The organism is Allocoleopsis franciscana PCC 7113, assembly GCF_000317515.1.
Taxonomy (GTDB): Bacteria; Cyanobacteriota; Cyanobacteriia; order Cyanobacteriales; family Coleofasciculaceae; genus Allocoleopsis; species Allocoleopsis franciscana.
This window is the reverse complement of record NC_019738.1, coordinates 4494066-4506513: the sequence shown is the minus strand read 5'-3', so window position 1 is coordinate 4506513 and position 12448 is coordinate 4494066. Positions and strand designations below refer to the sequence as shown.

The following is a 12448-nucleotide window of genomic DNA, read 5'->3' as shown; positions in this document are numbered from 1 at the left end:
GAACCCTGCTTACCTTACTACAACCCAACATGCCATCGAACTCCCTCACGTCTGTTCATGATTCATTCCCATCCACTACTCCTTCAGAGTCGATCGCTGTTGAACCTCAACAGTCTCCAGACTCGCTCGAAAAGGTGAGTAGCAACCTCAGTCATTCTCGTGAGAGCCAGTGGCATGAATCCTCACCGGAAGAGAAGCTCGCTGAATTTCGACAGATGCTGAAGCGTCATGCTAGAGAACGTCAGCTCATTCTCATCCAAGATTTTCCTGACCCGGATGCCTTGTCCAGCGCTTGGGCTTATCAGCTCATTGTGCAACAGCATAATATCCAATGCGATATTGTATACGCGGGTACTCTTTCGCATCAGGAAAACATTGCGTTGGTTAAGCTGACCAACTTGCCTGCAAAACGCTGGGGTATTCAGACGTTGAAGGATCGGGATTTATCGATTTATCAAGGCTGTGTGCTGATCGATAACCAGGGAACAACGAGTCAATTGATGCCTCTGGTCAAACAATCCGGTCTGCCGATCGTCGCGGTCATTGACCATCACAGAACTCAGGGCGACTTAGAAGCTGAGTTTGTCGATATTCGTCCTCAGACACGAGCGACGGCCACGATTTTAACCCAGTACCTTCAGGCTGGGCTACTGAAGCTAGACAGTAGCATGAATGAACATGTTAAGTGTGCTACAGCCTTAATGCATGGTCTGCGATCGGATACCAATCGCCTCATGCAGGCACAGGAAGAAGATTTTTTGGCGGCTGGGTATCTCAGTCGGTTCTATGACCCCCAACTGCTGAATGCGGTACTCCAAACCGCGAGATCGCGCCGTGTCATGGATGTGATTGAGCGATCGCTCAAAAATCGCCTAGTACAGAATAACTTCTCCATTGCGGGGGTTGGCTACCTGCGTTACGATGACCGCGATGCTATCCCCCAAGCGGCTGACTTTTTAGTGACGGAAGAAAACGTTCACACGGCGATGGTTTATGGAATCGTTCACGACGAAGACGAAGAAGTAGAAGTCGTGATTGGCTCACTCAGAACCAACAAACTGACCCTTGACCCCGATGAATTCATCAAAGAAGCCTTTGGTCAAGATAGTAATGGACGCTTTTTTGGCGGCGGACGCATGATGGCAGGCGGTTTTGAAATCCCGATCGGGTTTTTGAGCAGCTTTAATGATAATGCAGAGTACGCCAAGATGAAGTGGGAAGTGTTTGATATCCAAATTAAGCAGAAACTTCTGCGCCTAGTGAATCCAAAGGACAATTTGATCAATACCGACTAACCGAACCAACTCACCGATTGTGGATTTTGAATAGAGAATCATAACTTAGGTTTAAGAAGCGGTGTATCTATGGAATTGTATTTAATTCGTCACGGCATCGCTGCTGTGAGAGAGGATTACACCAATGATGAAGAACGTCCACTGACCGATAAAGGGCGTCAGAAAACGGCTCAAGTCGCGAAACAACTTCATGACCGGGGTCTGCGTTTTGACGTAATTTTGTCGAGTCCTTTAGTCCGAGCCAAAGAGACGGCTGTCATCCTGCAAAAGGCGGGTCTAGGTTGCAATATTGAAGAATTTACCCCCCTGGCTCCAGATGGTGATATTGAGGCTTGGATCAGTTGGCTCAAGCAACGGTGGCAGACGGATACGAGTGACAAATCTTTGGCGTTGGTCGGTCATCAACCCGATTTAGGCAACTGGGCGGAAACCTTGGTTTGGGGCAATGCCCAAGAAAAGCTAATCCTGAAAAAAGCTGGAGTCATCGGGATAAAGGTTCCAGACACCCAATCTCCCATCGCCCAGAGTGAACTGTTTTTGTTGACCTCGCCTAAGTGGTTACTTTAATCAGGATTTAACAAATTTTGTAATACAAGCGACTAATATAGAAGTTTCTGGTAAGTTAGCCTGAGAACATTTAAAACTCATTCGATAGTTAAGATGACAGTTTGCGAGTATAGACCAGGTTTAGAAGGTATTCCCGTTGCTCAATCCAGTATTAGCTATGTCGATGGACAAAAGGGAATACTGGAGTATCGTGGTATTCGCATTGAAGAACTCGCATCACACAGCACGTTTCTGGAAACATCGTATCTGCTGATCTGGGGTGAGCTGCCGACCAAGGAAGAACTTGAAGCCTTTGAATATGAAATTCGCCACCGTCGGCGGATCAAATACCGGATTCGGGACATGATGAAGTGTTTCCCGGAAACAGGTCACCCGATGGACGCGCTGCAAGCCTCGGCGGCTGCACTCGGTCTTTTTTACTCCAAACGAGCGCTAGATAACCCCGATTATATTCGGGAGGCGGTGGTGCGCTTGTTGGCGAAAATTCCGACGATGGTGGCAGCTTTCAAGCAGATGCGTAAAGGCAATGATTCCGTTCAGCCTAATGATGACTTGGATTACTCTGCCAACTTTTTGTACATGCTCAATGAGCGAAAACCCGATCCTCTAGCGGCTCGGATTTTCGACATCTGCTTGACACTCCACGCCGAACACACGATGAATGCTTCCACATTCTCGGCAATGGTTACCGCATCGACATTGACTGACCCCTATGCTGTGGTGGCTTCAGCCGTGGGCACTTTAGCCGGTCCTTTGCATGGTGGAGCGAATGAAGAAGTGATCACGATGTTGGAAGAAATAGGCTCGGTGGAAAACGTCCGCTCGTATTTGGAAGATTGCGTGCAACGTAAGTCCAAAATCATGGGTTTTGGTCATCGGGTCTATAAAGTGAAAGACCCACGAGCTACAATTCTGCAAAACTTAGCAGAGCAACTCTTTGAGAAGTTTGGTCACGATGAGTACTATGAGATTGCCGTTGAATTAGAAAAGGCAGTCGAGGAAAAACTGGGTCAGAAAGGAATTTACGCCAACGTTGATTTCTATTCCGGGTTAGTTTACCGCAAATTGGGGATTCCTACCGACTTGTTTACACCGATTTTTGCGATCGCACGGGTGGCAGGTTGGCTTGCTCACTGGAAAGAACAGTTGGAAGAAAACCGAATTTTTCGACCCACTCAAATCTACACAGGTGTCCACAGTGTTGATTATCTTCCTATAGAAAAACGCTAGAGTTCGGTAACGATGAGATTCAATCCAAGGCGTGTGTTTAGCATTTTGCTCTTGGTTATCATCTCTGGTTCAATTAAAGTCAAAAGAGGAGCATTTGGGGATAATCTTCATTAATGCTCCTCATCCTTAAAAAGGGGGCTAGGGGGGTAAAAAATGGAATTGAAAAAGCCAATTGGTATAAGATACTAATTCATCTCATTACTTTTAGGCCGATTCAACTCTTTACACTTCGCCAAAGCTTGTGCATAGGCGGCTTGATAGTCTTTTCCTCCTAACATTACATCGCCGTAATATTCGTAGGGCGCATCGCCATAAACCGGGAGTGGTGGATCGTCTGGATAATCTTCTTTGGCTTCTTCAACGGCAGCTAAAAGTTGTTTAACACTCAGGCGTTGTACCGGAAAGTAGTAGAATTCTTGCTCTGTCTTATCTAAGTAGGGTAGTGTAGGATCGACCAGACGATCTTCAAGCTCCAGCCAGCCATGTTCAATGGGTTTGTACGGCTTCCCTGGCTTAACTAAAAAACCTTGGACATACATCGATTCTTTGAGTACTTTTGTAGCTTTGAAAGCATTATCAAAACTGTCTTTTGCTTTGCTTTTGATGGTGGTAGCAATTTCTAAGGATAGGGCCGTATCTAAAGGTTTGTCCATTAAAATTTTTGAGATTACTATACATTCAGCTCCCCACAACCTCTTCGTATGAACTCTGGTTAACAAGGAGGACTAAGATTAGACCGTTTACTAATGACCTTGGGAAAACAGTATTATCTTTAACTCTAAACTATATCGAGAACCCCCTTGAGCAAGAGGCTCTTAAAGTCTATTTTAAGAGAAAATGGATGTTAGACGCTGCTGAAGCAATTGGGGGAATTGGGCATAGTATTTTTGGTTCAGTGGCGAGGGGTGAGGCAATGGTAAAATCGTGACTGAGCGTTCATGTCGCTGTCCTTGCTCATCTTGGGCTGTAAGGGTGATGGGAAAACTGGATGTATAGCGATCGCTCCCTGCAAAAAACTGAGCCGCCTCGCCTTTGGGGGCATACGGTGAAAACCATTTAAAGGCTTCGTTCCCTAAAGTAATAATGCAATTTCCTTGCCAGTGCCGTATCAGTAATTGTTCCAGGAAAGGGCGAAATCGCTTCTTAACATTTTCCGAATAGGCTTTGTTTCCTGGTGGTTTGTAGGGAACCGTGTTCGTCAGCAGAACGTGTTCCAAAACTCCCGATAAATCTGTGCTACGATTTGGCTCTTTCTGAAACAGAGTGCGATAGATCCCTTGTCGAACGTGCCGACCTGCCGCACCATAGAGGGGTTGTTGGACAAGGACTTCATCTTTTCCTAAATCACGAGCAAAAAAGCACAACGGACTTTCCAAGTTGCCTCCATAGAGAATAGGCATTTTGGGGTCTAATCCCGCTGCTTGATAAACAGGTTCATCGATGGGAAACGATTCGCGTTTGGCTTCGGCGTAGACTTGGGCAATCAATTGGTTGATATCTGACATGAGCGAGACGGAGCAAGGGGAATGGGTTATAAGGTTAGCAGGGAAAGTTAACCGAGTCTGTTGGGATGGGAGAGTGGGGATGGGGGGTGATTTAATGAGAACAGCGCTCATCTAAACACTCACCACTGAAGGGTTAGCAAGCTACCGGAACCATGCGAGAACTCTATCCCCCTATTGAACCCTACCATCAGGCAACCCTTGAAGTGTCCAGCCTGCATACCATTTATTTTGAAGAGTCGGGGAATCCTGACGGAAAGCCCGTTGTAGTCTTGCATGGGGGGCCAGGGGGTGGCAGTATACCTGAATATCGCCAATACTTCGACCCGAAAAAATGGCGAATTGTGATATTTGACCAACGGGGGTGTGGGAAAAGTACCCCTCATGCGGAATTGCAAGAAAATACCACTTGGGATTTAGTCAGCGATATCGAAAAGCTGCGAGTCAAGCTGGGGATTGAACAGTGGGTGGTATTTGGGGGGAGTTGGGGCAGTACTCTGTCTTTAGCGTACAGCGAGACTCATCCAGAACGCTGCAAGGGCTTGATTCTGCGCGGCATTTTCATGCTTAGGCAAAAAGAACTCCTTTGGTTTTATCAGGAAGGAACGAGTTATATCTTCCCGGATGCTTGGGAGGAATATGTTAAACCGATTCCCGAAGCGGAACGTCACGATTTTATTGGAGCTTATTATAAACGCTTGACGAGTCCAGATTTGGAAACACGTTTAGAAGCGGCTCGTGCGTGGTCGGTTTGGGAGGCGAGTACGAGTAAACTCTTGCAAGACCCTGGCCTAATGCAACGGTTTGGTCAGAGTAATTTTGCGGATGCTTTTGCCAGAATTGAGTGTCATTATTTCGTGAATAAAGGCTTTTTTGAACCGGAAGATCAGCTCCTACGAAATGTTGCTCGCATTCGTCATATTCCGGGTGTGATTATTCAGGGACGCTACGATGTGGTTTGTCCGATGATATCGGCTTGGGAGTTGCATCGCGCTTGGCCTGAAGCGGAGTTAATTGTCGTTCCCGATGCTGGACATTCCATGTCAGAACCGGGGATTCGGAGTGCTTTAATTGAAGCAACCGATAAGTTTGCTGCTTTGTAAAAGAGCGATCGCCTACGGTACTAGCTGTTACCGAAGAAGGCGAAACGACCCGTGAATGCGTTCAATTGTGCCAGCGGCACTAGAATTACTAGCCGTGTAATAACTAGAAATGACAACCGTTTGCTTATTGTTGTAGCGAACGAAAGTGACCATTGTGTCTGGAAAGTCAAACCCTCCACCTGTTAGGTGAACCCTAACAGCATTCCGCCCATTAATGGTTAGGTTACGCTGTCTTTTCACTGTGGCATTGTAGGATTGACTGCTAGCTATATCCCTTTTAACTACAGTTTCTAGGGAACCCTCAGGGACAGTAATGTCAGTTTTAATGAGGTTGGCTGGAGCTTTACCCCCTCCAGCGCCAGTTGGTTTGCGACTCCAGATTGTAGTGTAATTGCTAGCACTTTTATCAATAGCCCAGCCAGAGGGATGTTGAATTGAGAAAAAATTGCGTTCTGTATAGGTGACAAATTTTGGCTGCGTTTGAGCGCTGCTGGAGTTGATGCCTGTCAGGGAATGAGACAGTGGCAGAACACCTAGAAAAGCGGTAGTTGTCAAGAGAGCTAAGGCGAGCTGTTTTGGCTTCATAGGCTCAGAATACGTTTCTGCTAGGTATTGTAGTGATGTTTGTACTGAGTGGGTATATTGTGTGGGCTGTGCTGCAAGCTTAACTCTTTTGGCTAGAAGCCACTGTCATTTTCCATCGCACAAATCTAAGACTTGGGAGAGGCGTTATTGGATTTTTCGACTAAGGCGGATTTGCAGGGTTGGTTAGAGGATTGCGTTTCAAGATTGGAATCTAGGGGTGATTCTCCTGACTCTGAGTGAGACAAGGCGCGATCGCTCTCAACCCGCGCAGGCGAACTTCGGTTGTGTAGACGCGATTAATGCTGCTCAAAATAGTTGCTCAGCTAGCCAGTGCAATATTTTTAGATCTTCAACCGTGATTTTACTGATCTTCGAGCGAGACCTATGGGCAAAAGTTCAGTAGTATTACCGAAGGCAAGAACTTTGAGGAAGCCTAACGTATATGGTGGAATCCTGGTTGACGAACAACAGAAGGCAGGCTAAATAATGGCAGTTTCACTTGGTGCAGGTTATCAGGGCGGCTTACAAGCACTACTCGATCGCTACAGCTAAGAGGTAAAATACATGGGAATTAACCTACAAAAAGGACAGCGCATCTCGCTTTCTAAAGAAGCACCTGGTCTTACAAAGCTCATGTGCGGACTGGGTTGGGATGTAGCGAAAAGGTCAGGTGGTGGAATTTTTGGCGCTTTCAGCAATTCTCAAAACTATGACCTTGATTCATCAGTTATCTGTTTAGATGCCGACGGCAAAGTGAATAACAGAGCCAACGTGATTTCCTTTAGGAACTTAAGCCACCCATCAGGAGCTATTACCCATTTGGGGGATAATCTCACGGGTGCAGGAGGAGGAGATGACGAGCAGATTCTTGTCGATTTAGCTCTGGTGCCAAAAGAAATTGCAAAATTGGTATTCACTGTTAACATTTACGAATGCCTTGCCCGTAAACAAGACTTTGGGCAGGTTCAAAATGCCTTTGTACGCCTGGTCAATATATCCAATAATAAAGAACTCGCCAGATATAACTTATCGGGTCAAGAATACAAAGGCATGACCGGGATGATCATGGCTGAAATATACAAGCACAATGATGAATGGAAAATGGCAGCCATTGGCAAGGGTGTTAGCGTGAATGGTTTGGGAGAACTTGTGACTTCCTATGCTTAACCCAGCGCTGAATAGCTAGATGAACCCTAATTTCTGAGAAAATCAACTGAATATCAATTCAGAATCGAAGTTTTTTTGTAAAAAGAGGTAAGAGTCATGTCGATTAATCTAAGCAAAGGTGAAAGAATCAATCTTTCAAAAGAAGCACCTGGAATGAAACTTGCAGGAATAGGTTTGGGCTGGGATATTAACCAGACAGATACAGGCGCGGGGTTTGACTTAGATGCTTCTGTATTTATGTTAGGAGCTAATGGAAAAATTCCTAACGATAAATACTTCGTATTCTACAACAACTCAGCATCGCCTGATGGTTCTGTAAAATATCAGGGAGATAGCAGAACTGGAGAGGGCGCAGGAGATGATGAGACGGTTGAAATTGATTTGACTAAAGTAGATGCTTCTGTTCAAGAAATAATTTTTGTTGTAACCATTCATGAAGCAGAGCAAAGAAGGCAAAACTTTGGTCAAGTCAGAAACTCGTTTATCAGAATTTATGACAATGCTACAGAAAAGCAAGTTGCCAAGTATGAGTTAGATGAGGATTTCTCACGAGAAACTGCAATTGAATTTGGTAAGCTTTACAAAAAGGACGGTGAATGGAGATTCCAAGCCGTTGGGGCAGGCTATAATTCAGGGCTTCAGAGTTTTGTAGATAAATATGCCTCTTAGTGGCTGTTTAAGAAAGCTTAAGAGATAGAAACTTGAATGAATCGAAAAGGGGGGAACAACAATGAATACCCCCTTTTTTATTAGATGGCTAACCTAATTAGCAGATTTTACACCTAGAGGATATATCCAAGATGGGAATTCAATTAATCAAAGGCGACAGATTTAATCTTTCTAAAGAAGCTCCCGATTTAAAGAAGGTTAGCATCGGTTTAGGTTGGGAGATGAATAATACAGGACAGACTTATGATATTGATGCCTCTGTGTTTATGTTAGGTACAGATGGCAGAGTTCCCGATGAAAAGTACTTTGTCTTCTACAACAATTTGAAATCACTAGATGATTCCCTGAGACATTCAGGAGATAACAGAACTGGACAAGGTGAAGGAGATGATGAAACGATTCATATCGACTTAACCAAGGTCAATTCTGCGATTCAGGAAATAGTTTTTGTTGTCACTATTCATGAAGGGCAGGAAAAACATCAAAACTTCAGCCAAATTAAAAATGCCTTTATCAGGCTTTTCAATCAGGAGACGGGAAGCGAGTTGACTCGATACGACTTAAAAGAGGTTTTTTCTCAAGAGACGGCTTTGGAGTTTGGTCGGTTGTATAGAAAGGAAGGAGAATGGAGATTTCAGGCGGTCGGACAAGGATATAATGCTGGATTGCAAACTTTTGTAGATAAGTATCATGTCGAGACTAACCAGGAAGAAAAGAAAGAAGAACCTAAAGTAGACAGTCCTTTAATAACTCATACTCAAGATACCAAACAGCAGCCTATTAATATCACAAAAAAAGCAAATATTAGCCTCTTAAAAGCAAAAGTAGATATTGTTCTCAAAAAGAAAGATATCGCTAATGTTATAGCAAGGGTGGCTTTAGTCTTAGATATTTCTGGCTCTATGATGCATCAATATAGTTCTGGTGCAGTACAAGCATTTCTTGAAAGAATAGTTCCAGTTGCTAGTAGGCTAGATGATAATAAAACCCTAGATATTTGGTTCTTTGGTTCAAGATTTAAAAGAACTAAATCTGTAACAGAGGCCACTGTAGATGGCTACATTCAAAAAGAATGTGGAGAAAACAAAAAGACTTTCCTTATTTTAAAAACTTCCTCTCTTATGAAGGAATTAGGTTTTGGGAATAATGAACCTCTTGTCATACTAGATGTAATAAAGAAATACATTCAGGAAAAGCCGAGTAAGCTACCTACATTTGTTATATTTCTTAGTGATGGAGGTGTTACTGACGAGCAAGGAATAAAAACAGCTATGGTTGATGCAGCCAAATATCCTATATTTTGGCAATTTGTTGGACTGGCTGGTTCTAGCTATGGGATTTTGGAAAAACTAGATACAATGAGTGGTCGGCTCGTTGATAACGCTGACTTTTTTCATGTAGATGATCTAGGAAAAATCACTGACGAGCAACTCTATGAAAGACTTCTAAATGAATTTCCCAGTTGGCTTAAGGCGGCAAGATTGAAGGGAATATTGAACTAGGGCTTAGGTGGTTATTGTATGAATCGTCCGGAGCAAATCAACTCGATGAATAATGCTATTCGTCGCTCTAAATTTAAAAGTTTACCCCTCTAAAGCACCCGACTCAAAATTAGAAGTTGCCTTCCTCGCTAAATGCGATCGCAAAAGTTCCAACTTCAGTAATTCAAAATCCAGAAAACCCGCTTCCTTTTCCCAATCATCGCGCAATTTTACCTGACATCCCGTAGAGCGTAAATGCTCTATCATCAACTGCGATATTGGCACTTCATCAGCGTGTTCTTCAATCAAATTAGGATAGGACTCTCGAATAATTACTTCTCTTTCAGCTACAGCATCAGCACAGTCTTTATAACGATTCTGCAATCGTAATTCATCCAGTAAAATTTTCGTATTCCTCTCATTCCCTTTCCGTGTCAGCAGCCAATTCTGTAAATAACGGCATCGAGCCATCTCAATCATCAACTGATTAAATTCTTCTAGCGTCAAGTCATTTTCAGTTAACCAGTTGCTAAACCCTGTCTCCTCAAAAATATTATGCTGGTTCCGAAAACGTCGGATTTCCTTGTCCACCACCTCTTGAGATACTTCAATACCCAAAATTTCAGCTAAAGTCTGCACTAAGGCTCGATTTGAAGCGTGTAAATTGACCTCATCAAAATCAGGAAGATGTAACGCTGCATATCCCGCAATATCTCCCAAAGGAACCGTTGTATCGTTCCGTAATACCGTCCGATCGCGGTGATAAAGATTACTAAAAAATTGATTACGAATTAAAGAAAAATTCGGCTTGGCTTGAGGCGAAGATTCAGACAAATCTCGTAGCGTTTCTAGAAGCAAAATAGCATCTTGACGCTTGAGGTCTACATAATTATCCTTGACAAAAATTGCCATTTCCTCTATTTTTTTTGGCGAGATACCTGCCGTTACTGCTTTGCGGAAGATGGCGGGAAACGTCCGTTCTGGGAAGTAAATCAATTTTGCGATCGCACTCAGTTGTTCACACACAGTACTATCAATAATTCCTTCATCCTTAGCACGGCAGAATGTAGCGCGGACATTTACCATTGGTTCCGATAAACGGCAATATCCCGTATCTTCAGGCCCATGAACCGTGACAACTTCATCATCATCAATTAACTCTCCATTGGCGTACATTCGGTAAATTTCGCCAACTCCTACCATCCCAAATACATCAGTTTCAGCAGCACGTAAAGCGCCCATACTGCTAGCACCATATACTGCTACCGCCTGTTCAATGGCGTACAAAATTTCCTTATGCCATACGGAGGGTAAACTGAGAAAAACACCATCAATTAGACCAATAATATCGGGTTTATATGTGGTTACAGCACTGAGTAAGTCTGATTGCTTTGCCGGAGGAAGATAGATAGCATCCAAAATTTTTTTAGCTTCTGCTACGGGGAGTGATGGCCCTAAAAATATGACTATTTTTTTCATAATTAAGATTAAACTGCTCCTCCGGCGGGTCGATGAGTCTCAGCTACATGCACACCTTCAACTTTGGGTTTAACCATAGTGGAAAGCTGACGTTCTGCAAATGCGAGCGCACGCTGCTTTGGATTATAAATTGTATGAAAAGATGCTTCTAACCCCGGCACAATTACTCTAACTACAGAAATATCCCAATCAGGCGGAGTTAAATCCAATACAATCACCTGATTTAACCCAGAATTTTTCAGTTTTCCTAGGATAATCTCAATATCATCCTCAAACGTAGAAGTCGCCTGGGATTTCCGTTCCCTAGCATCTATCGTTGGCGGATTTAAAGCAATAATACTAGCTTCAGCATCGCGATTTCTCTGCAATCTCAGCACCGTATAGTATTGATGAAAGATGTCATCTCTTGCGCCTGAAATTAGAATAGCGCGAGTTTGAGCTGCCTCGGTTAATGCTCTTATTATCGCTACTTCAGGGTCGAGATGAGTCCCATAACCGTGACTACTAGGTACGTTACCACTGGGGTCGTAAATTTGGGCACGATATACGGAAATTTCTGTATCTACGGTACAATCAAATAGAATTGGAACGACCTGTGACGCTGCAAATTTTGCCAATAATTCTTGGATTATAGGAGATTCAATTGTTTCTAAACGCACCCTCGGCATCCGATATCCGGGTATCCCGTATCCCTTACGATAGGCTTCAAGATGACAAGAGATAGCATCTCGCTCAATGAGTTCAAATAAAGCAGAACTGACGGCTTCTAAAAAATGATTTCCAGAGGCTAAACCATTGGAACCCATCTCAAAAGAGCCTAGATTGGCAACCTCTTTTTCCCAAAATCTGTGGTAGTTCATCGAGACGGATTGAACTGGAACCGCCGCCTCATTTTGATTTAAAATATCCCAACCTATGCACCACTGTTTTGGTTGATTTACATTAAAAAACGAATTCTCACGCAGCGGTAAATTTTCTAGGGGAATAACTTGATAGTTCTCGGCAATTTTAGTATAGGAAAGATTAATTCCCGGTAGATTAATCGTCTCAGCACAGTAAAGTTCAATCGACTCCATCGCGGCAGAAACCATAGCGGCTTCTAATGTGGTTCCTTTGCCGGAAGATGTGGAAACACTATAGCTATTTGGGCGGATTGAAATAGTAACTGGAATACCAATTTTATCTAATCCTGTAATATTGGCAATTCGGGTTAGTCCAATCGGTTTGAAGTAGGGTCGAACCCGTTCTAAGGTTTCGCTAGGAGAAGCTGTTCTATGAGTGCCATGCCAGTATTGTTTTGTCGCTTGGTAGGCTCGATTTTGGAAGTGGATAACCGTCATTCGATGTTGATGTATGAAAGTGGATCGCTA

General features: G+C 43.7%; 13 protein-coding genes and 1 pseudogene. 9 read left to right on the top strand and 5 right to left on the bottom strand.

Features of this window, described 5'->3' with window-relative positions; genetic code table 11:
* The first annotated feature begins 29 nt into the window (after positions 1 to 29).
* From MIC7113_RS18730 to MIC7113_RS18720, 3 genes are all read left to right on the top strand, one after another.
* The gene (locus MIC7113_RS18730) at positions 30 to 1295 is read left to right on the top strand and encodes a DHH family phosphoesterase (RefSeq protein WP_015183744.1); all 1266 of its coding nucleotides are present in this window, start codon (positions 30 to 32) and stop codon (positions 1293 to 1295) included.
* A gap of 69 nt (positions 1296 to 1364) precedes the next feature.
* Positions 1365 to 1862, top strand: coding sequence for a phosphohistidine phosphatase SixA (gene sixA, locus MIC7113_RS18725; protein ID WP_015183743.1), 498 nt, complete (start codon positions 1365 to 1367; stop codon positions 1860 to 1862).
* A gap of 93 nt (positions 1863 to 1955) precedes the next feature.
* Positions 1956 to 3092 (top strand): citrate synthase, encoded by a 1137-nt coding sequence (locus tag MIC7113_RS18720; protein ID WP_015183742.1) that lies wholly within the window; start codon positions 1956 to 1958, stop codon positions 3090 to 3092.
* Positions 3093 to 3277: 185 nt separating this feature from the next.
* Here MIC7113_RS18720 and MIC7113_RS18715 read toward each other — a convergent pair whose 3' ends face one another.
* Together MIC7113_RS18715 and MIC7113_RS18710 are read right to left on the bottom strand one after the other, a co-directional pair.
* Positions 3278 to 3745, bottom strand: coding sequence for a hypothetical protein (locus tag MIC7113_RS18715; RefSeq protein WP_015183741.1), 468 nt, complete (start codon positions 3743 to 3745; stop codon positions 3278 to 3280).
* Positions 3746 to 3919: 174 nt separating this feature from the next.
* Positions 3920 to 4597 (bottom strand): uracil-DNA glycosylase family protein, encoded by a 678-nt coding sequence (locus tag MIC7113_RS18710; RefSeq protein ID WP_015183740.1) that lies wholly within the window; start codon positions 4595 to 4597, stop codon positions 3920 to 3922.
* Positions 4598 to 4749: 152 nt separating this feature from the next.
* Here MIC7113_RS18710 and pip point away from each other — a divergent pair, with 152 nt between their 5' ends.
* Positions 4750 to 5697 (top strand): prolyl aminopeptidase, encoded by a 948-nt coding sequence (gene pip, locus MIC7113_RS18705; protein ID WP_015183739.1) that lies wholly within the window; start codon positions 4750 to 4752, stop codon positions 5695 to 5697.
* 27 nt (positions 5698 to 5724) lie between these two features.
* Here the strand turns inward: pip and MIC7113_RS18700 are convergent, their stop codons facing one another.
* Entirely contained in the window at positions 5725 to 6282 is a 558-nt protein-coding gene (locus tag MIC7113_RS18700; RefSeq protein ID WP_015183738.1) for a PsbP-related protein, read from the bottom strand.
* A 129-nt stretch (positions 6283 to 6411) separates the two neighbouring features.
* Between MIC7113_RS18700 and MIC7113_RS39270 the strand changes: the two are divergent.
* The 5 genes and pseudogenes from MIC7113_RS39270 to MIC7113_RS38860 all read left to right on the top strand — a co-directional run.
* Positions 6412 to 6522 (top strand): annotated as a pseudogene (locus tag MIC7113_RS39270) (DUF4351 domain-containing protein); the annotation flags it as partial.
* Positions 6500 to 6685, top strand: a complete 186-nt coding sequence (locus tag MIC7113_RS36590; protein WP_155898037.1) for a hypothetical protein — start codon at positions 6500 to 6502, stop codon at positions 6683 to 6685. The pseudogene MIC7113_RS39270 and the gene MIC7113_RS36590, both read left to right, overlap by 23 nt.
* A gap of 161 nt (positions 6686 to 6846) precedes the next feature.
* A complete protein-coding gene (locus MIC7113_RS18695) occupies positions 6847 to 7449 on the top strand; it encodes a TerD family protein (protein WP_015183737.1) in 603 nt (200 codons plus the stop codon).
* 96 nt (positions 7450 to 7545) lie between these two features.
* Positions 7546 to 8118 (top strand): TerD family protein, encoded by a 573-nt coding sequence (locus tag MIC7113_RS18690; protein ID WP_015183736.1) that lies wholly within the window; start codon positions 7546 to 7548, stop codon positions 8116 to 8118.
* 131 nt (positions 8119 to 8249) lie between these two features.
* A complete protein-coding gene (locus MIC7113_RS38860) occupies positions 8250 to 9620 on the top strand; it encodes a TerD family protein (protein WP_015183735.1) in 1371 nt (456 codons plus the stop codon).
* A gap of 81 nt (positions 9621 to 9701) precedes the next feature.
* Here MIC7113_RS38860 and MIC7113_RS34245 read toward each other — a convergent pair whose 3' ends face one another.
* On the bottom strand, positions 9702 to 11078 hold the full coding sequence (locus tag MIC7113_RS34245) for a TfuA-related McrA-glycine thioamidation protein (protein WP_015183734.1): 1377 nt from the start codon (positions 11076 to 11078) through the stop codon (positions 9702 to 9704).
* A gap of 8 nt (positions 11079 to 11086) precedes the next feature.
* A complete protein-coding gene (locus tag MIC7113_RS18675) occupies positions 11087 to 12418 on the bottom strand; it encodes a YcaO-like family protein (protein ID WP_015183733.1) in 1332 nt (443 codons plus the stop codon).
* Between the last annotated feature and the right edge of the window lie 30 nt (positions 12419 to 12448).

Bases quoted from the DNA above. Each gene is read 5' to 3' on its own strand.
- MIC7113_RS18730 (WP_015183744.1), top strand. From the start codon at position 30: ATGCCATCGAACTCCCTCACGTCTGTTCATGATTCATTCCCATCCACT.
- sixA (WP_015183743.1), top strand. From the start codon at position 1,365: ATGGAATTGTATTTAATTCGTCACGGCATCGCTGCTGTGAGAGAGGAT.
- MIC7113_RS18720 (WP_015183742.1), top strand. From the start codon at position 1,956: ATGACAGTTTGCGAGTATAGACCAGGTTTAGAAGGTATTCCCGTTGCT.
- MIC7113_RS18715 (WP_015183741.1), bottom strand. From the start codon at position 3,745: ATGGACAAACCTTTAGATACGGCCCTATCCTTAGAAATTGCTACCACC.
- MIC7113_RS18710 (WP_015183740.1), bottom strand. From the start codon at position 4,597: ATGTCAGATATCAACCAATTGATTGCCCAAGTCTACGCCGAAGCCAAA.
- pip (WP_015183739.1), top strand. From the start codon at position 4,750: ATGCGAGAACTCTATCCCCCTATTGAACCCTACCATCAGGCAACCCTT.
- MIC7113_RS18700 (WP_015183738.1), bottom strand. From the start codon at position 6,282: ATGAAGCCAAAACAGCTCGCCTTAGCTCTCTTGACAACTACCGCTTTT.
- MIC7113_RS18695 (WP_015183737.1), top strand. From the start codon at position 6,847: ATGGGAATTAACCTACAAAAAGGACAGCGCATCTCGCTTTCTAAAGAA.
- MIC7113_RS18690 (WP_015183736.1), top strand. From the start codon at position 7,546: ATGTCGATTAATCTAAGCAAAGGTGAAAGAATCAATCTTTCAAAAGAA.
- MIC7113_RS38860 (WP_015183735.1), top strand. From the start codon at position 8,250: ATGGGAATTCAATTAATCAAAGGCGACAGATTTAATCTTTCTAAAGAA.
- MIC7113_RS34245 (WP_015183734.1), bottom strand. From the start codon at position 11,078: ATGAAAAAAATAGTCATATTTTTAGGGCCATCACTCCCCGTAGCAGAA.
- MIC7113_RS18675 (WP_015183733.1), bottom strand. From the start codon at position 12,418: ATGACGGTTATCCACTTCCAAAATCGAGCCTACCAAGCGACAAAACAA.